Source organism: Streptomyces sp. NPDC047853 (assembly GCF_043204535.1).
Classification (GTDB): domain Bacteria; phylum Actinomycetota; class Actinomycetes; order Streptomycetales; family Streptomycetaceae; genus Streptomyces.
Window position 1 is genome coordinate 260,872 of the sequence record NZ_JBIDCI010000002.1, and the last position, 26,411, is coordinate 287,282.

The following is a 26,411-nucleotide window of genomic DNA, read 5'->3' on the forward strand; positions in this document are numbered from 1 at the left end:
GGCTCAGGACGGGTCCCCCGGTACGGCGGAGAGCAGGCTGCGCATGACCGGGCCCGCCGAGCCGCCACCGGTGACGCCCTCCTCGACGACGACGGCCACCGCCACGTTGCCGCGGTGGGCGACGAGCCAGCCGTTGTTGTCCTGGTCGTCGGAGACCTCGGCGGTGCCGGTCTTCGCGCCGACCTCGCCGGGCAGGTCGGCCAGAACGCGCGCGGTGCCGTCGGTCACGGTGGCGCGCATCAGCTCGCGCACCCGGGTGACGACCTCGTCGGGGAGCGGTTCGGTGCGGGTCACGTCCTCGTTCCCGGCGGTGACGGACGGCTGGTGGAACTCGCCGGAGACCGCGGTGGCCGTCACCGACGCCATGATCAGCGGGTTGGCCTGGACCCGGCCCTGCCCGATCATCGACGCGGCCTTCTCCGTCTCGTCCTTCGGCACCGGCACGGAGCCGTCGTACGTCGGGATGCCGATGTGCCACTCCTGGCCGACACCGAAGTGGGTACGGGCCACCTCGCCCAGCTCCCCGTCGTCGAGTTCGCCGCGCAGGCTGATGAAGGCGGTGTTGCAGGACTCCGTGAAGTCCTTGCGGAACGTGGCGCCCGGGTGCTCGGACGTCTCCACGTTGTGGAACTCCTTGCCGACCGTCAGGTACTTGGGGCAGTCCACGACGTCGTCGGGCGCGACGGCCCCCTTGAGGAGCAGGGCGGTGCTGGTGACGATCTTCCAGGTGGAGCCGGGCGCGTAGGTGCCGGAGGCGGCGCGGTTGAAGCCGCCGGCGGGGGAGTTGGCGAGGGCGAGGACCTCGCCGTTGTCGACGCGCAGGGCGACGAGGGAGGCGTTCTTGCCGCCGGCCTCGCCGAGGGCCCGTTCGGCGGCGGACTGCCAGGTGGCGTCCAGGGTGGTGCGGACGGGCCGGCCGGCCGTCGCCGGGTCGGGCTTCTCGCCGAAGGACGCCTCGGTGCGCACGGTCTCACCGGTGGCCCGGTCGATCAGCTCGACCGCGCCGCGCGGTCCGCCGTCGGCGCCGCCCGCCAGCGGGCCCAGGAGCGGGGCCAGCGAGGGGTACCCGCCGCCCGAGAGGGAGGTGCCCTTCCGGTCGGTGACCTCGGGCGGGGTCGTCTCCTCGCGCTCCAGCCGGAACTTCTCCGTCTCGCTCAGCCGCGGGTGGACCAGGGACAGCCGCCAGTCCACCTTCCAGCTGCCGTCGTCCTGCTCGCGCAGCGGCAGCCGCGACTCGTACGTCCAGGTGCCCAGGCCGGTGATCGGCATCCGGGCGGTGAAGGGGATGCCGAGGGTGCCGTCCTCGGCCTCCCTCGCCTCCCCGGACGCCGTCAGCCGCGGCTTGCCGATGTCGAGGCCCGCGGTGAAGCTCCGCAGCACCTCCTGTGCGGTGTCGGGTCTGGTGGTGCGGGCGGCCGCGCTCGGCAGACGTCCGGCGGCCCAGTCGGCGAGGAAGGCACGGGCCTGCTTCGTCGCGGCGGGGTCGGGGCCGTCGTCGCCGGGTGCGAAGGGGCCGAGGCCGGTCGCGTACGAACCGCCGGCGGCGAGCGCGAGCACGACCCCCACGGCGGCGACGGCTCGTACACCGTTGCGCGGCCCACGACGGCGGGGGGAGGTGAGGTGAGGGGTGTCCGGCATGGCGGGTCCTTGTCTGTGGGCGGGCGGGGTCCGGGGAGCCGGGCGCTCGGGGCGGGCGGGGTCCGGGGAGCCGGGCGCTCGGGACGGGCGGGGTCCGGGGAGCGGAGGGCTCGGGGCGGGCGGGGTCCGGGAGCGGAGGGCTCGGGGCGGGCGGGGTCCGGGGGAGGGCTCGGGGCGGGCGGGTTTCGCGTGCGCTCGGGGGCGGGCGGTTTCGGCCGCCCGGTTCGAGGGAGCGCGGCGCCGGGCCCGCGCCCTGCCCGAGCCGGGCCGGGCCGGTGGCGACAGCGGTGGAGGAACCGGTGGCCGTGGGCCGGTGCCGGTGGCCGTGGGCCGGTGCCGGTGGGCCGTGGGCCGGTGGAGCGCTTCAGGGGGCGGTGGTGAAGAAGTCGAGGATCGTGTCGGTGGCGTCCAGGGCCTGGCTGGTCGGGCCGAAGCCCCGGGGCGGGGTGACGTCCGAGCCCGGCCAGGTGTGGCCGGCGTCGTGGACGACGAGGAGCTGCACGGTGGCCGCCGCACGCCCGGAGCGCGGGGCCGCGTCGAGGGGCCACACCGTACGGTCGTAGCCCCTCCTCTCCTGCGTGGCGGGCTCGCCGGCACCCCCCGCGGCGGCGAACGCCTCCGCGCTGTCCCGGGCCGACAGGCTGGGAAGGATCGGCTCCTCGGGGTCCGGCGGAGGGGAGGGCCACCCCGCGAGCGGGCGCACCGGGTCGTCGGCGCCGTAGACGACCATGACGGGGACGCGCCCCGTGGGTTCGATCCCGGCGGCGCCCGCGGGGAGCTGGCCGGAGACCGAGGCCGCCGCGGCCACCAGGCCGGGCCGCTGGGCGGCCACGCGCAGCGCCATCGAGCCGCCGTTGGAGAAGCCGGTGACGTAGACGCGCTCGGGGTCGGCCCGCTCGGCGCGGACCAGCTGCTCGACCAGTGCCTCGGTGAACCGCACGTCGAGGTCCGGGTCCGGACGGCGTTCGGTGGCCCGCGTGCCCGCGCCCCAGCCCCGGTCGAGGCCCTCGGGGTAGGCGACCAGCATGCCGCGCGCCCCGGCGGCCTTCTCCAGCCTGCTCTTCTCGCGCAGCTCGGCCGCGTCGGCGCCGCGCCCGTGGAAGGCGATGACGAGCGGCCTCGGGCCGCCGCCGGCACCGTCGGCGGGCCGGTGCAGGAGGTACTCGCGGGTGTCGCCGCCGACCTTCAGCCGGGCGCGGACGTCCGGCACGGAGCCCGCCGTCGCGCCGGACCGGGACGGGCCGCTCGCCGGTGGCGCCGGATCCGGGCGTCCGGCGTCCCCGGCACAGCCGGCCAGCGGGAGGGCGAGGACGAGGGCGAGCGCGCCGGGCCACCGGCGGGGGCGGAGCGCGAGGTCGCGGAGGGAGCGCATGCCCCGAGGAGAGCAACCCCGGCACGCCCTTGTCCAAGATTCATATGGATGTCGGATCGATCAATGCTCGATATGATTACTGGTCGTGGACCTGGTGCGGCACCTGGAGTGCTTCGTGGCTGTTGCAGAAGAGTCACACTTCGGGCGTGCCGCGGCCCGTCTCGGCATGGCCCAGCCACCGCTGTCGCAGCGCATCCGGCGGCTGGAGGAGGAGCTGGGCGTCCGGCTCTTCGAGCGCACCAGCCGGCAGGTGACGATCACCGAGGCGGGCACCCTGCTGCTCGCCGAGGCCCGTGCGCTGCTCGACCGCTCCGAGTCCTTCCTGACCGCCGCGCGCCGCATCCGGGACGGCGAGACCGGCCTGCTGCGCGCCGCCCTGTCCCCCGACCTGTCGGGCGAGACCGTCGCCGCGCTGCTGGCGGACTTCCGGCGCCTGCACGCCGGCCTGCACCTGGAACTGCACGAGCTGTCCACCGCCGAGCAGCTGACCGCCTTCGCCGCCCGTGAGCTGGACGTCGGCATCGTCCACCACCCGTGCGACGTCACCGGTCTCGAACTCGGCCCGGTCCTGCGCCGCGACCTCGGGGTGGTACTGCCGCGCGGCGCCCCCGAGGCGGAGCTGGACGAGGTGCCGCTCGCCGCCCTCGACGGCTACGACCTGGTCCTCTTCCCGCGCGCCCACGCCCCCGCGGTCTACGACGACCTGCTCACCGCCTGCGCGCGGGGCGGCTGGACCCCCGCCGCCGTACGGCACGGCCAGGGCGCCAGCTTCGTCCGCGGCCTGGTGCTGTCGGCCGGCGCCGTCGCCCTCGGTCCCCGCGACACCCACCTCGCGACGGCCGCCGAGGGGGATCTGGTCTGGCGTCCGCTGGCGGGGGCCGCGCCGGCCTGGCGGCACTCCGTGGCGTGGCCCAAGGGGCGCGGCGACACCGCCGTCGGCGCCTTCGCGGACGCGGCCACGCACGCCCTGCGCGCCACGGCCGACGCCCGCGCCGAGGCGCCCGCCCGGCCACTGCACCTTCGCCCGGCATCGGAGTTCTGGCTGTGAACGACACCGCCTCCCCGGGCCGTCGGCCCGCGCGTCCCCGCCCGGCACCGGAGGACCGGCCATGACCGACACCGCCGCCCTCGGCCGGCTGCACGCGGCCTTCGCCGATGCCGGGGTCACCGGCTGGCTGCACGCCGTGGACATCGACTCCGGGGCTCAGGTCGGGGCCGGGTCGGACCAGCCGGTGTGCACGGCCAGCGTCCACAAGGTGTGCGTCCTGGTGACGCTGCACGAGCTGGCGGCGGCCGGGGCACTGGAGCTGACCGAGCGGGTGGAGTGCCCGCCGGCCGGGCGCACTCCGGGGCCCACCGGGCTCGCGGCCATGCTCGACCCGGTCCGGCTGTCGCTGCGCGACGCGGCGTTCCTGATGATGTCCGTCAGCGACAACACCGCCGCCGACCTGCTGCTGGACCGGGTGGGGCTGGACGCCGTCAACGCCACCGCGGCCCGGCTCGGCCTCACCCGTACCCGGGCGGTGCACGGCTTCGGCGCGATGCTGGGCACCATGCGCGAGGACGCCGGGCCGGCGGGTGCCCGGGGGCTGACCGACCCGCACGTCATCAGCCGACTGCGCGCCCTGGACCCGGCCCGCACCAACCGCAGCACCCCCCGCGACATGACCCGCCTGCTCCGCGCCCTCTGGCGGGACGAGGCCTGCCCGCCCGAGTACGGCGCCGCCATGCGCCGCATCATGGGCCTCCAGGTGTGGCCGCACCGCCTGGCCTCGGGCTTCCCCTTCGACGACGTCCACGTGGCCGGCAAGACCGGCACCCTGCCGACCCTGCGCAACGAGGTCGGCGTCGTCGAGTACCCCGACGGCGGCCGCTACGCCGTGGCCGTCTTCACCCGCACCGCGCAGACGGCGGCCACGCTCCCGGCGGCGGACGCGGTGATCGGCACGGCGGCCCGGATCGCGGTCGACGCACTGCGAGCCCCCTGAGGCGGCGGGCCGGGCGGCGGGGCCTCGGGCACGGCGGGCCCCGGGCACGGCGGCCGACCCGGGGAGCAATCGGGCATTCCTGGCGCTTTATCTCATTTGGGGGTACATAATCAGAACATGAGTACGGCAACGTATGAACTGCTGGCCGCGTCCTCGCACGCGGTGAACATGACGGTGGCCTTCATCGGCGGGCTGGTGATCGTGGGAGCGCTGATCTGGGCCGTACGCATGGGTCTTGGCGTCATGGAGCGGGAACCCGAACGCCCCCACGCCGACGAGCACGGCAAGCTCCCCGAGACCGGCGCCGTCCACGAGGAACGGGAGATGCGGGAGCCGGACGAGATCCCGCTCGCGGCCGACGGGAGCCCACGGCTCATGCCGTACGAGCTCCACCACTCGGGCAGCCGCCGGGGCGAGGACCAGAACCGCCGACGCTGGCTGCCGGGATCCAGCGGCGCCTTCGGCAGCGGCGGATCGGGGCACGTGTGACCCGGGCCGGCGGCGCGGGCCCGGACCGGGGGAAGGCGGGGGAGCCCGCGTAGGGTCGCGGGGACCCTCGTCCCCGCCGACCCCGAGGAGCTCCCACCGTGACGACCGACCCCGGCCGGCCGCCCATCCCGGTGATCGTCGACTGCGACACCGGCATCGACGACGCCCTGGCCCTGCTGCTGGCGGTCCGCCACCCGGGGCTCGACCTGCGCGCCGTCACCTGCGTGGCCGGCAACACGGACGTGGAGGGGGTCGTCCGGAACACCCTGACCGTGCTGGAGCAGGCCGGAGCCCCCGACGTCCCCGTCGCCCGGGGCGCCGAGCGGCCGCTGATCGAGGGCGTGCGCACCGCCCGTCACGTGCACGGGCGGGACGGCATGGGCGACCTCGGACTGCCCGCGCCGACCCGCGCCCCGGTCGACCTGGACGCGGTGAGCCTGCTGCGCCGGGAGATCCTCGCCTCCCCCCGGCCGGTGACGCTGATCCCCACCGCCCCGGCGACCAACATCGCGCTGCTGCTGCGCACCCACCCGGAGGTGACCGGCAACATCGAGCGGATCGTGTTCATGGGCGGGGCGGTGGCCACCGGGAACGCCACACCGGTCGCCGAGTTCAACGTCTGGCACGATCCGGAGGCCGCCGCGATCCTGCTCACCGCCGGGGTGCCGATCACGATGTACGGCCTGGACGTGTTCCAGCGGGTGATCGTCCCGGGGCCGGACGTGCGCCGCCTGCGCGCGAGCGCCGAGCCCGGCACCCGGCTCGCCGGCGAGCTGCTCGCCCACCGCGGTCCGGCCATCGACGAGACGGACCCCGGGGGCGGGCTCGGCGACGCCGGCGCGGTCTGCGCCGTGATCGATCCGGAGGGACTGACCACCCACCGGCTGCCCGTCGAGGTGTGCCTCGCGCCGGGTCCGGCCCGCGGGCAGACCCTCGTCGACCGCCGCGTCCGCCCCGGCGAGTCCGAACTGCACGAGGGCACACGCGAACAGCCCCTGGTGGACGTGGCGTTGGACGTGGATGTGGCGCGGTACGTGGAGCTGTACCTGAGCACGGTCGAGCGCAAGGACCGGTAGGGACGAGCAGGGAGGCGCGCGGGAGACGGCGCGTCGCTCCTTCGCGCGGGTTCACTTTTCGGGTGATGTGGACAGACCTGTTCCTGTCGCCCGCACGCACCGCGAAGGAGACCGCGTGACCGTCCGCCCCACCACCAGCACGCCCGACCTGTCGTCCAAGGACCCCAACTGGTGGCGGCAGGCCGTCATCTACCAGGTCTACCCCCGCAGCTTCGCCGACGCCGACGGAGACGGGCTCGGCGACCTGCGCGGCATCACCCAGCGCCTGACCCACCTGGCCACCCTGGGCGTCGACGCCCTGTGGCTCAGCCCGTTCTACCCCTCCGAACTCGCCGACGGTGGCTACGACGTCGACGACTACCGCGACGTCGACCCGCGCCTGGGCACCCTGGACGACTTCGACGCGATGGCCGCCGAGGCCCACCGGCTGGGCCTCAAGGTCATCGTCGACCTCGTCCCCAACCACACCTCGCACCGGCACGCCTGGTTCCGCGAGGCCCTGGACGCGGGCCCCGGATCCGCCGCCCGCGACCGGTACGTCTTCCGCGACGGCCGCGGTGAGCACGGGGAGCTGCCGCCCACCGACTGGCAGTCCGTCTTCGGCGGCAGCGCCTGGCGGCGGGTGCACGACGGGCAGTGGTACCTGCACCTGTTCACCCCCGAGCAGCCCGACCTGAACTGGGACAACGAGCAGGTCCGCGCCGACTTCCGCACCACGCTGAAGTTCTGGTGCGACCGGGGGGTGGACGGCTTCCGCGTCGACGTGGCGCACGCGCTGGTCAAGGACCTGACCGAGCCGCTGCGCGACCTCGGCTCCCCCGAGCTGAGCAGCGAGGCCGCGCTCGCGGAGTTCGCCCCGGGCACCCACCCGTTCTACGACCGCGACGACGTGCACGAGGTGTACCGGGACTGGCGCAAGATCCTGGACGCCTACTCCCCGCCCCGGATGGCGGTGGCCGAGGCCTGGGTGCCGGGTGCCCGGCGCGCGCTGTACGCCCGCCCGGACGAGCTGGGGCAGGCCTTCAACTTCGAGTACCTCCAGGGCGGCTGGGACGCGACCGAGCTGCGCGAGATCATCACCGGCTCGCTGGCCGACGCCCGCGCCGCCGGCGCCTCGGCGACCTGGGTGCTCTCCAACCACGACGTGGTGCGGCACGCCACCCGCCTGGTCCTGCCGCCCGGTACCGACACCGACGCCTGGCTGCTGTCCGGCGGCCACGCACCGGAGGCCGACCGGCGGGCCGGGCTGCGCCGGGGCCGCGCCGCGACGCTGCTGATGCTGGCGCTGCCCGGATCGGCGTACGTCTACCAGGGCGAGGAGCTGGGGCTGCCCGAGGTGGCCGACCTGCCCACCGAGGTGCTCCAGGACCCGATCTGGGAGCAGACCGGGCACGTCCGCAAGGGCCGCGACGGCTGCCGGGTGCCGCTGCCGTGGACGACCGGCGGACCGTCGTACGGCTTCGGCTCGGGCGGGGCGTGGCTGCCGCAGCCCCCGGACTTCGCCTCGTACGCCGTCCAGGCCCAGGACGGGGTGGAGGGCTCGACCCTGGAGCTGTACCGCACGGCCCTGCGCCTGCGCCGCAAGCTGCTCGACGGCGAGGAGCTGACCTGGGCGGACGACGTTCCGGCGGGGGTGCTGCAGTTCGACCGCACCGACACCTGGCGCTGCGTCACCAATCTCTCCGGTACGACGGTCGACCTGCCGGCCGGAGAGGTCCTGCTGAGCAGCGCGCCCCTGGACGACGGCCGCCTGGGCCCGGACACGACGGTGTGGCTGGGACGCTAGACGCTCCCCCGGGCCCGCCCGTCCCCGCCTCACCCGGACGGCCCCGCACGCTGGTGGCGGGGCGGGGGCGGTGGTGCCGTGGAGGGTGCGACCGGTCCTGGAGGGCCGCTCGCCCGGCCCTCCAGGAGGCACGCCCATGCAGCACGCCGTCCGGCCCCCGCTCGCGTGCGCGCTCTCGGCGGCGCTGGCGCTGACGGCGGCCGCCTGCGCCGGCGGCGGGCGGCACGGGGACCGGCCGGCCCGCACCGCGCCGGCGGCCACCCGGTCCCCGGCCGCGCTCCCGTCGCCCGCCGTGCCGCCCGTGCTCACCCGGGGGCAGGCCCGGGAGGCCCTGATCACGGAGGCCGACCTGGGGGAGGCCTGGGAGCCGACGCGGGGCGCCGCGACCTGGCGGGACGGGGTCCTCAAGGCCACCACCGAGCGGGCCGACTGCCGGCGGCTGCTGGACGTCCTCTACACCGAGGAACTGTTCGGCTCCGCCACCGCCCCGCGGGCCGCGGCCGCCCTGGACGACACGGCGGGCGGGGCCCAGCTGCACTACCGGGTCACCTCGCACCGCGCGGCCGACATCGACCGTGCGCTGGCCTGGCTCGGGACGCTGCCGGACGCCTGCGGGCACTTCACGGCACGGCCCGCGCGGGGTGCCGCCCGGGACGTGCGGGTCACCTCCGTGCCCCTGCCGGAGCCGGGGGACGCCCGGCAGGGCCTGCGGGTGACGGTGAGCGTCCCGGCGGCGGACACCGGGAGCGCGGACGCCGTGGGCGCCGGGGGTGGCGTGCTCACCGTGGACCTCGCCGCCGTGCGCGTCGGCGACGACGCGATCAGCCTCACCAACGGCACCCTCGGCGAACCCGACGACGACGCCACGTGGACGGCCGCGGAGGCCGGGGTCCGGCGGCTGACGGAGGTCCGGCGGCAGGGGCGGGCGCAGGTCTGAGCGCTACCGGTGCCGGTGCCGGTGCCGGGCAGCGGGTGACGGGGCCGGGCGCCGGCCATCGGCGGCGATGCGGCGTCGGGGCCCTAGTCGTCGGGGTCGAAGCGGTGTCGGTGGGTGGTGATGTCGCGGGCCGCCTCGTAGGCGCTGCGGCCCCGGGCGAACGCGTCGGCGCGCAACCGGGCCAGGGCCTCGTCGGCGCCGACGCCCAACCGGGCCATGATCATGCCGACGGCCCGGTACACCTCGTCGTGGTCGCCCGCCAGCTCGTCCAGCCAGGCACCCTCCCCGCGCGGCAGCGCCATCAGCGCCACCGTCATGGCGCCGGCCACCAGGCGTGCCGTGGCCAGCTGCGGGCCGGTCAGCCCGCCGGGGGAGTCGCGGTACAGGTCGAGGGTGCCCAGGCACGCCGAGTCGTTGCCCAGCGGCAGCGCGTAGACCGCCCGGACGCCGGCCGCCGTGGCCTGCTGGGCGTAGACGGGCCACCGGCCGGCGTCGGCGCCGGCCGTCAGGTCACGGGCCAGCACCGGCGCGCCCGACTCGGCCGCGCTCACACACGGTCCGTCCCCCAGCGTGGCCTGGATCTCCGCCAGGTACGACGCCCGGTCACCCGTGGCACACAGCCGCACCGGTACGCCCGCGCTGCGCAACGACGCGCTGGCGCCGCTCACCGGCAGCAACCCCAGCACCGCCTCGCACAGCCGGCCCGGCACCTCGCCGGGCGGGGCACCCCGCACGCGGGCGGCGATCACCTCGGCGGCGCGTGAACCGTCCGAGGGCCACCAGGCTCCGTCGCTGGGCCGCACACGCACCGCCTCCTTCGCTCAAGAGCGGCCGCAGACCCGGTTACCCCTGCCCGACCGGGCAAAACCGAGCCCCCGGCCCCGCTACAGGGGCGGCTGGGCGGGGGCCGGGCCGAGGGTGGTCGTGCCGGGTGCCGTGCGGTGCCCGAGGCCGGTGCGGTAGGCGTCGAGGGCCGCCTCCACCCGGCCGGTGCGCCGCAGCAGATCCCCCAGCAGCCGGCACAGGTCGGCCAGGTCACCGGCGGCGCCCGCGCGCTCCAGCAGGCTGAGGGCGCGGACGTAGTGCTCCTCGGCCGCCTCGGTGTCCCGGGCGTCCTCGGCGATGATGCCGAGCAGCCGGTGCGCGCCCGCGGCGTGCACGGCACCGCGCTCGGAGGAGAGGTCGTCCAGCACCCCGTGCAGCAGGGCGGCGGCCTCCTCGGACTTGCCGCGCCGGTGCAGTACGTCGGCCAGTTCGACGGCGACCTGGCTGCTGTAGAGGGCGGCGCGGGTGGCGGAGAGCATGCCGAGGGCCTCCCGCATCTCCTCCTCGGCCCGCGGGAGTTCGCCGTTCTGCGCGCAGACGTAGCCGCGCATCCAGTGGCAGTTGGCCAGCTCGGTGCTCAGTTGCAGCGTGCGGTACAGCTCGGCGGCCTTGGCCAGCGAGGCGTCGGCCTCCTCCAGCCGGCCCTCGGCGAGCAGGGTGCGGGCGACGGAGCGGTGCATGCGGGCCACCAGCGCCGGGTCGCCGGCCCGCGGCGCGAGGGCGAGGGCCAGCTCGGCGGCCTGGGCGGCGCGCGCGTGCGCGCCCATGTCCATGTACGGGCCGATGGCACTGGCGTAGAGCAGCAGCAGCGCGTCGGGGTCGTGCAGGCCGCCGCGGTTCAGCGCGTCGAGGGTGGACTCCAGCAGGTAGACGGCGTACCGGAGTTCACCGGCGAGGTAGTGGGCGAGGGCCCGTCCGCGCAGGGCGGGGACCCGGGCGGGCAGGGGGGCGCCCGCGTCGGTGAGGCACTCCTCGGCCCGTTCGAAGTACTGCCGGGCGCCGACCAGCTCGCCGGTCTCCACCGCGCACTCGCCCAGTCCGAGCAGCGCGTCGGCCCGCTCCTCGGGCAACGCGTACGCCTCGGCCTCGGCGAGCAGCTCGGCGTACTGCCCGGCCGCCTGCTCGGCGCCCCCGGTGGCGAGCGTGCGCCGCGCCTCGGTGAGCCTGAGCCGCAGCCCGGTGACGAGCCGCGCCGGGCGCCCGGTGGCCAGTTCCTCGTAGCCGACGCCGAGCCGTTCGGCGAGGTGGCGCAGCGCGTCGTCCGAGGGGCGGACGCGGCCGGCTTCCAGGGTGGAGATGTACGCGGGTGTGTACGCCGGTTCCGCGAGCTGGCGCTGGGTCATCCCCCGCTCGGCCCGCAGCCGCTGCACGCGGCGTCCTATGGTCTCCCGGTCGTCGCGGTCCCCCACTGCCAACTCCCCCTGCGGCTCTTGCCGTTCGACTCCGCCGGCTCTAGGTTAAACCGCGGATTAAGCGCGCTTGACCGCGCTCAACAACATCCCGTACCACCCGCAGAGGACACCGTGCCCGTACGCACACGCACCGCCGGACCCTACGGCAGAGCCCTCGCCGCCGCCGTGGCCGCCATGGCCTGCCTGCTGCTGGCCGCGAACGCCGGGCCGGGGGACACCGCGCGCCCGCCGGCCCCCGCGACGGAGCCGGGCACGGTCCCGGTCACGGACTCGCTGGTCACCGTCACCCGCTGAAGCGGACGTGCCGTCCGGGCCGACCGGGCCCTGCGAGCCGACCGGGCCGGTCTCCCGGCCGGGGGTCAGTCCGGCAGGGCGCGCCGCAGGGCCTTGGCCAGGCGCCGGGCCAGTTCCGCGTCGCCCGGCGGGTCGTCGGCGAAGAGGTCGTCCAGCGCGGTGGTGAAGGTCTGGGTGAAGGCGCCGTACAGCGGGGTGCGGGGGCGGTGGACCGCCTCCTCGAGCGCCGGGAGCAGGACCTCGGACGCGTACTCGGGCCGTCCGGCCGCGTCCCGGGGGACGGTGTCGGCGCCCTCCCCGGTGGGGGCCGGCGAGGGGGTCGCGGCGCCCACCGCGCAGGTCACCGCGTCGTCCGTGTACGCCGAGACGCGCGTCGCCGCGAAACCGGCGTCCAGCAGGCAGCGTTCACTCTCCTTGCCGGTCAGGAACCTGATCAGCTCGGTCGCCTTGTCCGCCCGCCGGGAGGCGGCGGTCACCGCGAGGTTCTGGCCGCCGAGCACGGCCCGGCCCGGCAGCGCGGTCACGCCGAGCCGTTCGCCGTGCCGGTCCTTCGGGAAGGTCTGGTGCAGGGCGGGGTACACGTACGGCCAGTGCCGCAGGAAGGCGGTACGGCCGGCGGCGAAGGCGCCGAGGGAGGCCGCCTCGTCGGAGCGGAAGGCGTCCGGCAGGACGGAGGCCGCCTCGGTACGGCGGCGCAGCTCGGTGATGCCCTCGGTCAGCTCCTCGACGGTCGCGTCGTAGTGGCCGTCCTCGTCGGTGAGCGTGAAGTCGGGCACCGCCGACGCGAACGCCTCCACGGCGTTGACGGTGCGTCCCTCGTAGGCGGCGAGCTGGGTGGTCCAGCCCTTCTCGTAGCCGTCGGGCCGGCGCTCGTCGAGCGTGGTGATCAGCTTCTTCAGTTCCGGCCAGGTCAGACCGGCTCCCAGGTCGGGGCGTTCGACGCCCGCCTGTCGCAGGTGGTCGCGCCGGTAGTAGAGCAGGCCGACGTCGCTGTTGAAGGGCGCGGCGTACACCTCGCCGTCCCAGCGGGCCGTACTGGCCACGGGCGCGATCACGTCGTCGTCGAGCAGCGTCCCGGGCAGCGGGCTGATCAGACGCGCCTCGGCGAACTCCGGGACCCAGGTGACGTCGAGGTTGACCACGTCGTAGGCGGCGCTGCCGGACTGGAGGGCGCCGAGCAGCTGGCTGCGCTGCTCGTCGGCGTTGCCGGGGAGTTCGACCAGCCGGGCGCGGTAACCGGTGCCGGCCTTGTCCTGCCCGGCGTTCCACACGTCGATGAGGCGCTGGCGGATGCCGTTCTTGCCGGTGACGTCCCGCCCGCTGGCGACCACGATGTCGCCGGGCACGTCGGCGGTGGGCGTGGCCGCGGGACCGTCCCCGCCGCCCCCGACGCAGGCGGTCGGCAGGAGCAGGAGCAGCGGGGCCGCCAGGACCGCGAGGCGTCGTCCCGGTGCCCCCGGCAGCCGTCGTCGGAGCATCACGTCTCCCCCGTTCCGATGCGTGCCACCTCGTCGTGCAGGGCCGCGCCGAGGTCGTCGGCGGCGTCCACGCACCGCCCGCCGCTCGCCTTGGAGATGAGGGCGTCCGGCTTCCCCTCGTCGCAGGCACCGCCCTTGAGGGAGACCATCGCGACCGGCGTCTCCCCCGCGCCGGCGAGGGCGAGGAGGCGCGCGAAGCGGTCGCCGGAGGGGCTGCCCGCGTCCTCGTCGTCGGTGACGAAGACGATCAGGCCGGGCCGCTCGTCGTCGGCGCCCCACCGCTCCATGGCGCCGAGCGCGTCCTCCAGCGCCCCCACCGGGTCGGCCGCGGCGTCCCGGACCCGGGCCTCGCGGTCGACGGCGCGTTCGGCGTCCTTGCGGGTGTGCCGGTCGAGGGGCAGCAGCGGGTCGTAGGTGTCCTCGCCCGTGCCCGAGACCGCCCACACGCCGTACTCGTCCCGGTCGCCGAGTCCGCCGAGGGACTGCTTCAGCAGTCCGGGGCCGCCGCTGGCGCCCTCCCACTGGCCGGTCATCGAGCCGGAGCTGTCGAGCAGGAACAGCACGCGGCCGGGACCGTTGGCGCCCCGGTAGCCCGCCAGGGACGCCTCCATCGCGTTCCGTCCGGCGGACTCGGTCAGCGGCGACGGTGCCCGCAGCACGGCGGCGGCCACCTCCTGGGTGTCCAGCAGGGCCCGGTCGCCGGTGGGCGCCCGGAAACCGTCCCGGGCGAGGGCGTCCCGGCCGCCCTCGCCGGTGAGCCACCGCCGGAAACCGTCCGCCGCCCGGTCCCGTGCGGCCTCGTCCCGGTCGGCGCCCTGCCAGCGGACGCGGACGAAGAGCGGCTCCAGGCCGGGCACGTCACCGGGGTACTGCGCCATGCGCGGGGTGCGGCGGGCGCTGTCGCAGCCGACGCCGCTGCGCAGCAGGAACTCGGGGACGAGGGCCGCGGTGCGGTTGTCGACGGCGTCGTCGTCGGGCAGCGCGCACAGCAGCTCGGCGGCGGTCGGGGAGGGCGGTCCGGGCTGGGCCACCCGGGCCTCGGCGCGGCGGGCGTCGGGGGTGCCGGCGTCGCCGGCGCCCCGGTGCAGGCCGATCGTGGCGAGCAGCCCGGTGTCCGTGAACTCGGGGTCGGGACGGCGCACCTCGGCGTCGCCGCGCCGGTCGCGCAGGTCGTCGATCATCCGGGTGAGGGGGAGTCCGGTGCGCTCCCCGAGTCGGTCGGCGGCGATGTCCTGCGGGACGGCAAGCACGATCGGGGAGTACGCGAAGGGCTCCTCGTCGGGGTCCAGGGCCGCCACGGCGTCGGTGTCCTGCCCCTCGGTGACCCGGGCGGCGTCGGCCGGGGAGCCGGGTATCCACACGTCGGGCTGCGGGCCGACGTCGCGCTGCGGGTTGGTGTCGTCGTCGGAGGGTTCGTGCCAGGCGCGGGTCTGCTTGAGCAGGGCGGTGACCGCGTCGGCGGCGCCCGCGCTGTAGACGGTGATGCCGCTGGAGCGGCAGCCGTCGACGGTGTTCTCCTCCGAGGTCAGGTACGCGTCGGCGGCGGCCCGGACGGTCGGCTCCAGGTCCGGGTCGGTGAGCACGCGCAGCTCCAGGGGCGGGCGGCAGGTCGACGGGTCACCGTCCATGGCGGCGAGCCGGTACGAGCCGATGCCGACGACGACCATGAAGAGCAGCACCGCGGCCCCCGCGACCAACCGCCGCGCCAGGACCCCGGAGTGCGGTCCGGCGCCGCCGAGACGCCGGAGCAGCCCGCCCACGGCCCCGGCCGCGGCCTCGCCCCCCACCCGCGGCAGCCTCGTCAGGCCGGCCCAGGTCCGGCGGGCGGCCACCGCCCACCACCGCGGCTCGGACTCGGCGGTCCCGCCGCCGCCCGACGCATCCGGGTCCCCCGGACCGCCCGGACCGCCCGGACCGCCCGGACCGCCCGGACCGCCTGAGTCACCCGGGACCGTCTCCGCAGTCGCCGCAGTCGCCGCAGTCGCCGCAGTCGCCGCGGTCTCCGCGGTCTCCGCGGTCGCGCCACCCGATGGCCCCGCGTCGGAAGGGCCGCCCCACGGCGAGCGGGCCCCGAGGAGCACGTCCTCCCCCGGCTCGGTACGGCTCTGGGGCTCCCAGGGATCGCCGCGCAGCGTCCGCCGGCCGCTCGCGGACATCCTTGCCCGCAGCCCGTCCACGAGATCGCCGAACCACACCTCGCCGTCGCGCTCCAGCAGCTCCGCCAGCTCGGCGGTGAACGGCGTCGGACTCCCCGGATCGCCCGCGTCGATGCGGTGGTTGGCCTGCACGCTCATCAGCAGCAGCAGGCGCCGCTTGTCGCGGGGGTCCGGGCGGATCCAGGCGGCGTTGCCGGCGAAGCAGCAGTCCAGGACGATGACGATCCGCTGGGCGGGACTGGCGGCCAGCATCGCCTGCGCGACGCTGAACAGCACCGCGCCCGGGAAGACCGCGTGCCCTCCCGCGACCACGCGCGCCTTGCGCATCTGGAGGAACAGCTCGTCGCCCGCGTTGGGGATCGCCCCGTGCCCGGCGAAGTACAGCAGCAGGACGCCGTCGGCCTCCGTGGCGGCCTTCCACAGCTCCTGGTCGAAGGTGCCCTGGTCGGGGGAGCGGCACACCGTGATCCCGCGCTCGCCGAACACGCCGCCGTGCCGCAGCGCCTCCTCCAGCCGGTTCAGGCTGTGCTTGACCGCGGGGAGGTCGCCGGGCACGCCGTCCGGCTCCGCCGTGTTGTCGTACTCGGACACTCCGACCAGCAGCGCCCGGTTCGCCTTCCCCCGCGGGTCGTAACCGGTCACCGGCGGCCTACCTGCCGTCGGGTCGCACCGGCTCGACGCTCGCCTCGGGCGGCTCGCCGTCCTCCACCTCGCGGCGGTTGGCCCGCCAGGCCTCCACGGACCGCCTGACCTGGTCCACCACCGACTGGAAGATCGCGCCCGCCGCGCCCCCCAGCACCGCCACGACGATGTCCATGCCGGTGCCCATCGGGGCGCCCGCCTCGTCGATCCGGCTCCGTTCGTCGATGCGGAGCTGGTCGGTGCGGGCCAGGTCGGCGAGCGGTTTCTCGCGCTCCAGCCACTTGTGCAGTGCGCCGATGTCGCTCTCGCTCGCGGTCCCGTCCAGCCGGACGCGGATACCGTGCGTCGCCACTCCGTCCCCCTCAGCCATAACTCACCATCATGGCACCGCGGTTGCGCGCAGGGGAGGGTCTGTGCGCCGCTCTCGCGATGCGCACGCGGGCGTGCACACGGACCGGGACGTCCGGAGCCGCCGCGACGCCGGGCCCGCGCACGGCGCCCGGGGCCGCCTCAGCCCTGTGTCTGCAGGCGGCTCAGCTCGCGCTGCACGTGGTCCAGGGCCCCTTCGCGCCGGCCGGGCACCCGGCCCCGCAGCACGGCGAGCGCCGCGCCCAGTTCCCGGGCGGGCCCGGCGTCGTGGATCTTCCCCCACTGGTGGTGGGCCCGGTCCACGGCCGCCTCCACCGCGGGCGCCCCGGGCGGCTGTCCGGCGCCCAGCCGGGCCTCGGCCACCCTCAGCCAGGCTCGGCAGCTGCGCACCGGGTCGCCCGCGAACATCGCCAGGTCCGCCCGGACCTCCGCCCAGTGCAGCGCGTCCGCGGAGGCGGGCCCGTGCGCGAGGGCGGCGGCGTGCTCGTGCCGGGCGGCGAGCGCGTCGGCGTCCGCGTGCCGCCCCGACCGCACGGCGTCGGCGATGACGGCGTGCGGATCGCCCGCCACCGGCCCCGGCGCCGTCAGCACCAGGTCCGCACCGGTCGCCGCCCCGCCGGCCGCGCTCTCGGCGGCCGTCCGGGCCAGTGCCTGCTGGTGCAACTGGTCCGGCGGCGGCCGGTGCCCGCTGCGCAGGATCGTCGCGACCGCACGCATGTACGAGGGCGTGCCCACCGTCCGCCGCGAGGGCGGCGGCGCGACCCGACCGTAGACGGCGTTGTTGCGTCCGCAGTCCAGCGGGCTGGCCCGCAGCCACTGCCAGGTCTCGTGGTCGGCGTGCAGGTCGAGCAGGAGCGTCGTCGCGCCGTTCGGCCGCAGCCGCAGTTCCTCGCGGATCCAGTGCCAGGGCAGGGCGGTGTAGCGGACGGTCGCCGGCGTCGTACGGGCCAGCGCCAGGTGCGGCAGGCGCTGGCGCCGGTCCAGCTGGAGCTGACCGGCGACGTAGACCGTCAGCGGGCCGGGGGCCGCCGCCGCGGCGCGCAGCCGGGTGAGGACGGCCTGCGGCTCCAGCGGGTCGGCGAGTTCGACGACGTTCGCGGTGTCGGTGCCGGAGAGCACCGCGGGCGGCACGGCCGCGAGCACGGGGAGCACGGAGGCGGCGTCCACCAGGCATCCCCTGCCCACGGGCGAGGCCGCGAGCAGCAGCACGGTTCCGGGCATGTCCCTCCCCCTGTCGATCACGTACGGCAGCACCGTAACCGTTGCGGCCGCACAGTGGGGCACCTACCAGTCCGGCGGCCGTCCCCATCGCCGTACCGCGAAGACCGTCGTGTCGTCGGCCAGCCGCCCCCGGCAGTGCCGCAGGGTGCCGTCCCGCACCAGCGCCACCAGCCGTCCCGGTGCGGCGCCCGACGGGTCGGCGGCCACAGCCCGGGCGACGGCGTCGGCGTGCCGGTAGAAGCAGCCCTCGGGGTCGCGCGCCTCGGTCACCCCGTCGGTGACCAGCAGCAGCGTCTCCTCCCGGGCGAGGGCGGAGCGGTGCACCGGCGGCACCGGCGGGCCCGCGACGAGGTCGTTCATGCCGAGCGGCAGCCCTCCGGCGACCGCCAGGGTCCGTACGCCCCGCGGACCGACCGCCAGCGGGGGGTCGTGACCGAAGACGACGGCGTCCACGGCGTCCGGCAGGTTCTCCGAGAAGCCGATCAGGACGGCGGTCGCGAACCGGTCGCCGTCCGACCGGCCGAGCGCCGCGGTGTGCGCGCGGTGACGGCGCATCCGGATCTCCAGCCGCTCGGCGACCGTCGCGAGGTCCGGCTCGTGGTAGGCGGCCTCACGGAAGGTGCCGAGCAGCGCGGCCGCCGCCTCCACCGCGCCCAGCCCCTTGCCCTGCACGTCACCGACGAGGACGCGGGTGCCGTGCGGGCCGGGCTGGATGTCGTAGAAGTCGCCGCCGACGCGGGCCTCGGTGTCCGCGGAGAGGTAGACGGCGGCGTGCTCCAGGCCGCCGAAGCCCACCGGCAGGGGCCGCAGCACGGTGCGGCGGGTGGTCTCGGCGATGTCCCGCATGTGCACCATGCGCTCCTCGCCGCCCACCCTGAGCGCGGCGGCCACCACGGCGATCGCTCCGCCGAGGGCGACCAGGACCAGCCCGGGCAGCCCGGTCTCGGCACGGTGCTGCCAGACGGTGTCGGCCATGACGTAGACGGCGACGGCGACCGCCGCGTACACGGCCGTGGACCACACCCCGCAGATCGCGGCGGCGACACCCGGCACGAGCACCGTCCAGGAGATGATCTCGAAGGCGCCGGTCGAGGTGTCGGCCGCGGTGATGGCGACGAGCAGGAGCAGCGGGAACATCCAGGCGACGCTGTGACCGCGGACGCTGAGCAGTTCGTGCCGCGACACGGCGTCGCCCCGGCCGGCGGCCTGCACGAGCCGGCCGACCAGCCGCCACCGGCCGCGCACCGGACTGCGGTAGCGAGCCTCCACGGGCCTCAGCGAAGCACGGTCCCCGGCGGCCCGCATCCTGACTTGCCGACGGGCCCGCCCAGGTGTGCGCTGGTAGACGGGGGCGAGGTGAGAGGAGTGCGCTCATGGCTCATGCGGTACCGGCACGCGGCACGTCCGCCCAGGCGCCCACCGGAGCGCCCACCGGAGCGCCCGGCGGTCCGGGCACCCGTGGCCGTACGACGACACCCGACGTCTTCGGCGCGCGGACGCACAGGATGGCGAAGTGGGCGGTGCCCGTCGGGATCGGGCTGGTCTACGGCTACTGGGCCGCGTCCATCAGCCGCCGCGGCGGCCCCGTCACCGGCTGGAACGTCCTGTTCGGCTTCCTGACCGTGCTCGCGTTCGTGGTCCTCTTCGCCGTGGTCCGGGCGGTGGCCGCCCGGCTGCCGCGCGAAGGACACGCGGCGCTGTGGGCGGCGTTCGCGGGCAGCGCGCTGGGGTTCCTGTACTCCCGCAGCGGCGTGGCCGTCTTCACCTGCGTCGTCGTGTCCCTGCTGCTCGCGGCGGCGGTGTTCGCCTCCCTCTTCTACCGCTACTACACGCACGAGGACGCACAGGGGCACCGCGCCGCCTGAGGTCGGCCGGCCGGCTGCTCCTGCGGTCGGCCGCCGTCCGCCCGTACGCCCTTGCTCCCGCGTCCACCCGGGCTCCCGTGCTCGCGGGCCCACGTGCTCCCGGGCTCCCGTGCTCGCGGGCCCACGTGCTCCCGGGCTCCCGTGCTCCCGCATGGGCGGGTGTCGGTCCTCCCGGCCGTGCCGTCCTGCCGCACCGCCCGATCGGCTCGTCATCGGCGTCCGAATGCAGTCACGCCGGTCGCCCCGGTCGCCGCCGGGACCTTGCCTGGAAGGGTGTCCCCACGACTCCGGACCGCCCTGTCCACCGCCCTGATCGCCCTCGCCTGCCTGCTCGCGCCGTGCGGCACGCTGGCGGCCTGGGCGGTGCACGGACCGGCCGACACCGGGCGGTACGTCGCCGCCGTGGCGCCGCTCGCGGACGATGCCGACGTGCGCGAAGCGGTCGCCGCCGCGGTGGGCGACCGCTTCTCGGACCAGGTCGCGGCCGGCCCCCTGCACGACAGCGTGCGGCTGTTCGCGCGGGACGCGACCCGGTCGTTCACCCGCACCGAGGCCTTCCGCGAGGGCTGGGAGACGGCCAACCGAACCGTCCACGAGGCCGTCCTGCGCGCGCTGCGGGACCGAGGGGCGCACGGCCGCCCGGTCACCGTCGACCTGGCCCCGGTCACCAGACGCGTCAAGGAGCGGCTCACCGAGGACGTGCCGTTCGCGCGGCGCATCCCGGTGCGGCCCACCGCCGTCACCGTGCTCCCGGCCCACGAGGTGGACCGGCTCAGGAAGGGCTACCACGTGCTCGACGTCGCCGCCTTCTGGCTGCCGCTCGCGGCCGTCGTCTTCGCGGTCACCGGCATCGTCGTCGCCGCGTGCCGCCGGCGCGCCGTCACCGCCGCCGGGGTCGGCACCGCTCTCGGCGGGGCGCTGCTCGCCCTCGCCGTCGTGCTCGGCCGCCGGCTCACCGTCGCCGAGCTCCCCGGCGCCGTGGACGGCGCGGTGGACGGACCGGCCGCGGGCGCCGTCTACGACGCCCTCACCGAGACCCTGCGCACGGCCTCCTGGCTGCTGGTCGGCCTCGGCCTCGCGGTCGCCCTGGCCTCCTGGCTCACGGGCCGCTACGGACGTCCGCGCCGCCGCCGGGCACCCGCCGCCACCACCGTCGACCCCGCCCCGCCCCGGGCCCGTCTCTGAGCCGCCCGGTACCGGCGAACCCTTGGCCCGTCTCTGAGCCGCCCGGTACCGGCAAACCCTTGGCCCACCTGCCGCAGCGGTCGGTAGGGTCACCGGCCATGTCCGAGACGACGACCCTGTGGCGCCCCACCGGCCCCGAGGAGCTTGCCCTGGTGGCGGCCTCCGGCTGGACGGCCTGGCCGCCACGCCTGCCCGAGCAGCCGATCTTCTACCCGGTCCTCGACGAGGACTACGCCGTCCGCATCGCCCGCGACTGGAACGTCCCCGCCTCCGGCTCGGGCTACGTCACGCGCTTCGAGGTCGACGCGGACCACGTGGAGCGCTACCCGGTGCGCCAGGCCGGCGGCGAGACGATCCTGGAGCTGTGGGTCCCGGCGGACGAGCTGGCCGAGTTCAACCGGCACATCGTGGGGCGGATCGAGGTGGTCCGGGAGTTCCACGCCGGGGCCTGAGGCCGCACGGGCCGCGCGGGGCAACTTTCCGGCCGCCGTTCCCGTCTTCGAGGGAGGATTCGGGCATCGCAGAGGCAGGCAGCGCACCCGCGAGGGAGAGGCCGGGACGTGAACACCGACACGGCGACCGACCAGGGGACCGACTCCGGCGGGCGTCCGGCGCCCCGCCGCGCCGGACGGCGGTTCGCGGGCTGGTGCGCGGGGCTGCTGTTCGCCGGGGTGAGCGTGGTCGTCGGCTGCCGTCTCGCCGACAGCGACGGGATCACGCCCGTGCCGCAGCTGCTCGCATTCCTGCCCTGGCTGCTCGTGCCGGCCGGGGCGGGGCTGCTCCTGACGCTGCTCGCCCGGTGGTGGACCGGGGCGGTGTGGGGCGTCGCGCTGCTCGGGCTGCTCGCGTGGTTCATCGAGCCGTACGGCAGGACCGGCGAACCCGCCGGGCCGCCCGTCGCCGAGCTGCGGGTGCTGACCTCGAACGTCGAGTTCGGGCAGGGCACCGACGAGCTGGTCGCCGCCGTGCGGCGGACCGAGCCCGACCTCGTGTTCGTACAGGAGTGCGAATATACATGCGACGCGACCCTGCGGCGCGAACTCGCCGCGGGCCTTCCCCACCGGCAGGCCGTCGAGGGCGGCGGCTCCGAGGGGTCGGTCATCCTGAGCGCCTTCCCGCTGGAGCCCGCCCCCGCCGTCCCCGGCACCATGGGCATGCCGGGCGCCGTCGCCGACGTGCGCGGCCACTCCGTACGGCTCCAGCTCGCCCACCCGATGCCACCACTGCCGGACCAGGTCGGCCTCTGGCGCGAGGAGCTGGACGCCCTGCGCGACGCCGCCGCCGAGGACGGCGAGACCCCCACCGTCCTCGCCGGCGACTTCAACGCCTCCCAGGACCACGCCGCCTTCCGCCGCATCCTCGACACGGGGCTGAGCGACGCGGCCCGGCTGGCCGGGGCCGACCGCACGGCCACCTGGCCCGCCCGGACCGCCCCGACGTTCGGCGTGCAGATCGACCACGTCCTGGTGTCGGACGACTTCACCGCGCACCGGGCCCGGTTCCTGGACCTGGCGGACACCGACCACCGCGCGCTGGTCGTCGACCTCACGCTGCACAAGGCCGGCTGACGCCGGCCCCGTACGGAGCGGCGGCGGGCTCAGACGCCGATGTCGCGGCCGTCCGCGCGCCACACCGCCACGACCGCCGGGCGCACGATCTTCCCCGGTCCGTCGGGCCAGGTGCTGGCCGGCTTCTCGACCGAGGCACCGTCGACCTCGCCCGGGTGCTGCACGGCGACCAGGACGCGCCGGTCCTGGATGAGCGGACCGCAGGTCTCCGCGCCGGTCGGCACGGTCAGGAACTGCTTCAGCTCACCGCGCCGGTCGCCCTTGGTCGCGACTCCGAAGAGGCCGTCGTGACTGCCCAGCGCGTTGCCGTCGGTGGACAGCCACAGGTTGCCGTGGTCGTCGAAGGCGACGTTGTCCGGGCAGGAGATCGGGCTGACCCGGTCCTTCGGGAAGCCCGCGAAGTAGGTCGCCGGGTCCTCCGGGTCGCCGGCGACGAGGAACAGCGACCACGCGAAGGACGTCGCGTCGGCCCGGTTCCAGCGCTCGGTCAGCTCCAGGACGTGGCCGTGCTTGTTGGCGTTGCGCGGGTTGGCCTCGTCCGCCTTGGCGTTGGAGCCGACCCCGCGGTTGGAGTTGTTGGTGAGGGCGACGTACACCTTGCCGGTGGTCGGGGACGGCTCGATGTCCTCGGGGCGGTCCATCTTCGTGGCGCCGACCTTGTCACCGGCCAGCCGCGTGAAGACGCACACCTCCTCGGCGGTCATTCCCTCGACGTGCGAGACGGCACCGCGCTCGGTGGCGGTGACCAGCGGGATCCAGTGACCGCTGCCGTCGAACTCGCCGTCGCGGGGCAGCGTGCCCGTGCCGTCGATCTCGATCGCCGGGGAGTCGCCGCTGAGCTTGGCGACGTAGAGGGTGCCCTCGTCCAGCAGCGACAGGTTGTGCTCGCGCGCCCAGCGGCTGTCGCCGTGCCGCATCCGCTTGCTGCCGACGAACTTGTAGAAGTAGTCGAACCGCTCGTCGTCGCCGGTGTAGACGACGGGACGCCCGTCGTGGGTCAGCCGCACGGTCGCCGCCTCGTGCTTGAAGCGGCCGAGGAGGGTGTGCTTGCGGGGGGTGGACTCGGGGTCGTAGGGGTCGAGTTCGACGACGTAGCCGAAGCGGTGCACCTCGTTCGGCTCCTGGGCGACGTCGAAGCGCTTGTCGAACCGCTCCCACTTGCGCTCGGTGGCGCCGGTGACGATGCCGTAGCGCTTGTCGGTCGCGCGGCTGCTGTTGGCGAAGTACTGGTTGAAGTTCTCCTCGCCGTGCAGCGTCGTGCCCCACGGGGTGGTGCCGCCGGAGCAGTTGTTGAGGGTGCCGAGCACCTTGCGGCCGCTGCGGTCGGCGGAGGTTTTCACCAGGTCGGAGCCGGCGGCGGGTCCGGTCAGCCGGAACTCGGTGGTCGCGGTGACCCGGCGGTTGAGGCGGTGCCGGGAGACGGGCGTCAGGCTCCCGGTCCCGCGCTCCTCCTGCACGGCGACGACGGACAGCCCGTGCGCGGCCCAGGCGATCTCGACCTGCTCGCGCGTCGGGTTCTCGGGGTCGTAGTCGCGGAACATGAGCACCTCGTCGGTGTACTCGTGGTTGGCGACGAGGACCTGCCGGCCGTGCTCACCACGCAGGGGCAGCAGCGCGAGGAAGTCGTTGTTGTACCCGAACTGCCCGGCCTGCGCCCTGGCGGTCTGCTTCTCCGGGTCGAAGGCGGGCGCCCCGCGCAGGATGGGCTCGCCCCAGCGGATCACGACGTCCTGCCGGTACCCCTGCGGGACGGTGACCTTGTCGTCCTTGTTGGGTGCGACGGGCGCGAACCGCAGCCCGCGCGCACCCTGCGGTTTCGACCCGTGGCCGTGGCCGGTCGCCGGCGCGGCCTGCGCCGACGGCGCCCCGGCCACGCCCACCGCCCCGGCGCCCGCGGCCGCCACGGTGACGACGGCGGCGGCGCGCATCATGGAACGACGGCTGAGCGCGCCGGCGATGACGTCGCCGACGTACTCGTTGGAGCTGGTGTTGGGCACCTCGTGGAAGCAGGCGTCACCACACCGGAAACGACAGGTCATGGCGGACCGGCCGCCGGAATGCGAACCGGACGGCGTTCCGATCAACGGCAGTAGCTTGCGCACTGTGTTCTCCCCTGAGAAGCCCTTGGATGCCCTTGGTGTCAGCGCGACCGTAGGTGCACATACGTGCGGGAGACGGGCGCCGCGGTGAACGACGGGTGAACCCGCGGAAGCGGGCAGGGAATTGTCGCGGCGTCTCGATCCCACCTTGACGCGCCCAGGGTTTCATGGCAGACCCTGCACAAGATCACAATCCAGGGCCGCTAACCTTACGTGTCCGTCCTGGCCAGGGATTGACGGGCATCAACTCACGCGAAGGGTTGCGCACATGGGCATTCTCACCTCTCTGCGGAACGTGTTCGGCCGGTCACGCAAAGACCGGACCGCCCAGGCGGAGGGTGCGACGCAGGAGACGGCACCGCCGGCCACCGCGCCGGAGCCGAAGCTCCCGTCCCAGCCCACCGCACCCCCGGAGCCGGCCGAGGCCCCGGAGCAGGCGGAGACCGCGCAGGTCCCCGAGCCGCGCACGGCGGACCTCTCCCCCGACGAGCACGAACTCGTCAAGGCCGCCTTCGCCAACGTCACGGTCCCGAGGCCCACGGAGTCCCCGGACCCGACGGCCGACACCACCCCGGACACCGAGCCGAAGCCGAAGCCCGAGGCAAAGCCGGAGGCCGAGCCGAAGCCCGAGCCCGAGGCGAAGCCGGAACCGGAGCCGACGCCGGAGACCGAGGCGAAGCCCGGGGCCAAGGCAGAGCCGGGGACCGAGACCAAGGTGAAGCCCGAGCCCGAGCCCGAGCCCGAAGCGAAGCCGGAGGCCGAGGCGAAGCCGGAGGCCAAGGCCAGGGCGAAGGACGAACCGAAGGCCGAGGCCAAGCCGGAGCCGGAGGCCAAGCCCGAGCCCGAGCCGACGCCGGAGACCAAGGCAAAGCCCGAGGCTGAGGCGAAGCCTGAGGCCAAGGCGAAGCCGGAGCCCGAGGCGAAGCCCGAGCCGGAACCGAAGGCCAAGCCCGAGCCGGAGGCCAAGGCCAAGGCTCAGCCGAAGGCCAAGGCGCAGCCGGAGGCCGAGGCACAGCCCGAGCCGGAACCGAAGCCGGAACCGGAGGACGAACCGCAGCCCGAGCCGAAGTCCGAGCCGAAGGCCAAGGCGAAGCCGAAGGCCGAGCCCGCTCCGGCCTCCACCCCCGACCCGGCCCCCGCGGCCGCAGCCGAAGCCACCCCCGAACCCGCGGCCGCCGACGGCGAGGAAGCCCCGCAGGGGCCACCCGCACCCGACGACGAAAGCAGCACGGGTGGTGCGGGTGGGACCACGGACGCCGAAGGCGAAGCCGAGGCCGCCCCCGAACCCGCCACCCCCGCCACCCGCATCCGCTCGAACGCCCCCGGCCTCACCACCGCCTACAAGGCCGCCGCCACCGCCCTCAAGAAGCACGACCTCACCGGCGCCCGCGCCAAGGTCCACCTCGTCCTCGACCGCTCCGCCTCCATGCGCCCGTACTACAAGGACGGCTCCGCCCAGGCCCTCGCCGAGCAGACCCTCGCCCTCGCCGCGCACCTGGACCCCGAGGCCACGGTCCACGTGACCTTCTTCTCCACGGAGCTGGACGGCACCGGTGAGCTCACCCTCACCGACCACGAGAACAAGATCGACGAGCTGCACGCGGCACTCGGCCGGATGGGCCGCACCAGCTACCACGCCGCCGTCGAGGCCGTCCTCGCGCACCACGTGAAGGCAGCCCCCGGCACCCCCGCCCTGGTGGTCTTCCAGACCGACGGCGCCCCCGACGCCAAGACCCCGGCCACCCAGGCCCTGACGGACGCCGCGGCGAACCACCCGCACGTCCACTTCTCCTTCGTCGCGTTCGGCGACCCGGAGAACAAGGCCTTCGACTACCTCCGCAAGCTCAAGACGGGCAACGCCTCGCACTTCCTGGCCGGCGAGACCCCGCGGGAGCTGACGGACAAGGAGCTGTACGAGGGCGTACTGGCCGCCTGGCGGCCGTAACCGCACCGCGCCACCACGCACATCCTTTCGGGGGGTGGGCCGGGGAACCCCCCGTCCACCCCCCGA

Annotated in this window: 22 protein-coding genes; 12 read left to right on the forward strand and 10 right to left on the reverse strand. The window is 75.6% G+C overall.

The genetic code is table 11. From position 1 onward, the window contains the following. Positions 1-3: 3 nt before the first annotated feature. Together ACGF5T_RS05195 and ACGF5T_RS05200 are read right to left on the reverse strand one after the other, a co-directional pair. On the reverse strand, positions 4-1,638 hold the full coding sequence (locus ACGF5T_RS05195) for a penicillin-binding transpeptidase domain-containing protein (RefSeq protein ID WP_356602450.1): 1,635 nt from the start codon (positions 1,636-1,638) through the stop codon (positions 4-6). 364 nt (positions 1,639-2,002) lie between these two features. After that, positions 2,003-3,010: a dienelactone hydrolase family protein gene (locus tag ACGF5T_RS05200; RefSeq protein ID WP_361016079.1), complete on the reverse strand. Its 1,008-nt coding sequence runs from the start codon at positions 3,008-3,010 to the stop codon at positions 2,003-2,005. Positions 3,011-3,125: 115 nt separating this feature from the next. Between ACGF5T_RS05200 and ACGF5T_RS05205 the strand changes: the two genes are divergently transcribed. From ACGF5T_RS05205 to ACGF5T_RS05230, 6 genes are all read left to right on the forward strand, one after another. Beyond that, positions 3,126-4,058 carry a LysR family transcriptional regulator gene (locus tag ACGF5T_RS05205; RefSeq protein WP_366766494.1) on the forward strand — a complete coding sequence of 311 codons (933 nt, stop codon included), beginning with the start codon at positions 3,126-3,128 and terminating at the stop codon, positions 4,056-4,058. A 61-nt stretch (positions 4,059-4,119) separates the two neighbouring features. Beyond that, positions 4,120-4,998, forward strand: coding sequence for a serine hydrolase (locus ACGF5T_RS05210; protein ID WP_356602456.1), 879 nt, complete (start codon positions 4,120-4,122; stop codon positions 4,996-4,998). A 117-nt stretch (positions 4,999-5,115) separates the two neighbouring features. Then, a complete protein-coding gene (locus ACGF5T_RS05215; protein WP_356602458.1) occupies positions 5,116-5,487 on the forward strand; it encodes a DUF6479 family protein in 372 nt (123 codons plus the stop codon). Between the two features lie 98 nt (positions 5,488-5,585). Continuing rightward, positions 5,586-6,563 (forward strand): nucleoside hydrolase, encoded by a 978-nt coding sequence (locus ACGF5T_RS05220; protein ID WP_366766495.1) that lies wholly within the window; start codon positions 5,586-5,588, stop codon positions 6,561-6,563. A 115-nt stretch (positions 6,564-6,678) separates the two neighbouring features. After that, positions 6,679-8,349 carry a glycoside hydrolase family 13 protein gene (locus tag ACGF5T_RS05225; protein WP_366766496.1) on the forward strand — a complete coding sequence of 557 codons (1,671 nt, stop codon included), beginning with the start codon at positions 6,679-6,681 and terminating at the stop codon, positions 8,347-8,349. Between the two features lie 136 nt (positions 8,350-8,485). Beyond that, positions 8,486-9,286, forward strand: coding sequence for a hypothetical protein (locus tag ACGF5T_RS05230; protein WP_366766497.1), 801 nt, complete (start codon positions 8,486-8,488; stop codon positions 9,284-9,286). An 83-nt stretch (positions 9,287-9,369) separates the two neighbouring features. Here ACGF5T_RS05230 and ACGF5T_RS05235 read toward each other — a convergent pair whose 3' ends face one another. Then, positions 9,370-10,095 carry a GAF and ANTAR domain-containing protein gene (locus ACGF5T_RS05235; RefSeq protein ID WP_392886939.1) on the reverse strand — a complete coding sequence of 242 codons (726 nt, stop codon included), beginning with the start codon at positions 10,093-10,095 and terminating at the stop codon, positions 9,370-9,372. A 75-nt stretch (positions 10,096-10,170) separates the two neighbouring features. Beyond that, on the reverse strand, positions 10,171-11,520 hold the full coding sequence (locus tag ACGF5T_RS05240) for a helix-turn-helix transcriptional regulator (RefSeq protein WP_356602468.1): 1,350 nt from the start codon (positions 11,518-11,520) through the stop codon (positions 10,171-10,173). A 114-nt stretch (positions 11,521-11,634) separates the two neighbouring features. On the opposite strand from ACGF5T_RS05240, the gene ACGF5T_RS05245 reads away from it, so the two are divergent. After that, positions 11,635-11,817 (forward strand): hypothetical protein, encoded by a 183-nt coding sequence (locus ACGF5T_RS05245; RefSeq protein ID WP_366766498.1) that lies wholly within the window; start codon positions 11,635-11,637, stop codon positions 11,815-11,817. A gap of 65 nt (positions 11,818-11,882) precedes the next feature. Here the strand turns inward: ACGF5T_RS05245 and ACGF5T_RS05250 are convergent, their stop codons facing one another. The 5 genes from ACGF5T_RS05250 to ACGF5T_RS05270 all read right to left on the reverse strand — a co-directional run bounded on the left by ACGF5T_RS05250 (position 11,883) and on the right by ACGF5T_RS05270 (position 18,988). Further along, positions 11,883-13,295, reverse strand: a complete 1,413-nt coding sequence (locus ACGF5T_RS05250; protein ID WP_366766499.1) for an extracellular solute-binding protein — start codon at positions 13,293-13,295, stop codon at positions 11,883-11,885. Continuing rightward, a complete protein-coding gene (locus tag ACGF5T_RS05255; RefSeq protein WP_366766500.1) occupies positions 13,295-16,093 on the reverse strand; it encodes a substrate-binding domain-containing protein in 2,799 nt (932 codons plus the stop codon). The genes ACGF5T_RS05250 and ACGF5T_RS05255 overlap by 1 nt, the downstream gene beginning before the upstream one ends. Positions 16,094-16,100: 7 nt before the next feature. Then, on the reverse strand, positions 16,101-16,463 hold the full coding sequence (locus tag ACGF5T_RS05260) for a hypothetical protein (RefSeq protein ID WP_356602476.1): 363 nt from the start codon (positions 16,461-16,463) through the stop codon (positions 16,101-16,103). A 140-nt stretch (positions 16,464-16,603) separates the two neighbouring features. After that, positions 16,604-17,683 carry a hypothetical protein gene (locus tag ACGF5T_RS05265; protein WP_356602478.1) on the reverse strand — a complete coding sequence of 360 codons (1,080 nt, stop codon included), beginning with the start codon at positions 17,681-17,683 and terminating at the stop codon, positions 16,604-16,606. Between the two features lie 63 nt (positions 17,684-17,746). After that, positions 17,747-18,988, reverse strand: a complete 1,242-nt coding sequence (locus ACGF5T_RS05270; RefSeq protein WP_356602480.1) for a PP2C family protein-serine/threonine phosphatase — start codon at positions 18,986-18,988, stop codon at positions 17,747-17,749. Positions 18,989-19,056: 68 nt separating this feature from the next. Between ACGF5T_RS05270 and ACGF5T_RS05275 the strand changes: the two genes are divergently transcribed. From ACGF5T_RS05275 to ACGF5T_RS05290, 4 genes are all read left to right on the forward strand, one after another. Then, positions 19,057-19,548 (forward strand): hypothetical protein, encoded by a 492-nt coding sequence (locus tag ACGF5T_RS05275; protein WP_356602482.1) that lies wholly within the window; start codon positions 19,057-19,059, stop codon positions 19,546-19,548. A 273-nt stretch (positions 19,549-19,821) separates the two neighbouring features. Next, complete coding sequence (locus tag ACGF5T_RS05280; protein WP_366766501.1) at positions 19,822-20,733, forward strand: hypothetical protein; 912 nt, start codon at positions 19,822-19,824, stop codon at positions 20,731-20,733. Between the two features lie 98 nt (positions 20,734-20,831). Next, the gene (locus tag ACGF5T_RS05285) at positions 20,832-21,185 is read left to right on the forward strand and encodes an ADP-ribosylation/crystallin J1 (protein ID WP_366766502.1); all 354 of its coding nucleotides are present in this window, start codon (positions 20,832-20,834) and stop codon (positions 21,183-21,185) included. Positions 21,186-21,293: 108 nt separating this feature from the next. Beyond that, a complete protein-coding gene (locus tag ACGF5T_RS05290; RefSeq protein ID WP_366766503.1) occupies positions 21,294-22,301 on the forward strand; it encodes an endonuclease/exonuclease/phosphatase family protein in 1,008 nt (335 codons plus the stop codon). Positions 22,302-22,330: 29 nt separating this feature from the next. Here the strand turns inward: ACGF5T_RS05290 and ACGF5T_RS05295 are convergent, their stop codons facing one another. Further along, positions 22,331-24,403 (reverse strand): PhoX family protein, encoded by a 2,073-nt coding sequence (locus ACGF5T_RS05295; RefSeq protein WP_356602490.1) that lies wholly within the window; start codon positions 24,401-24,403, stop codon positions 22,331-22,333. Between the two features lie 265 nt (positions 24,404-24,668). Here ACGF5T_RS05295 and ACGF5T_RS05300 point away from each other — a divergent pair, with 265 nt between their 5' ends. Next, the gene (locus ACGF5T_RS05300; protein WP_366766504.1) at positions 24,669-26,345 is read left to right on the forward strand and encodes a VWA domain-containing protein; all 1,677 of its coding nucleotides are present in this window, start codon (positions 24,669-24,671) and stop codon (positions 26,343-26,345) included. Positions 26,346-26,411 lie beyond the last annotated feature (66 nt).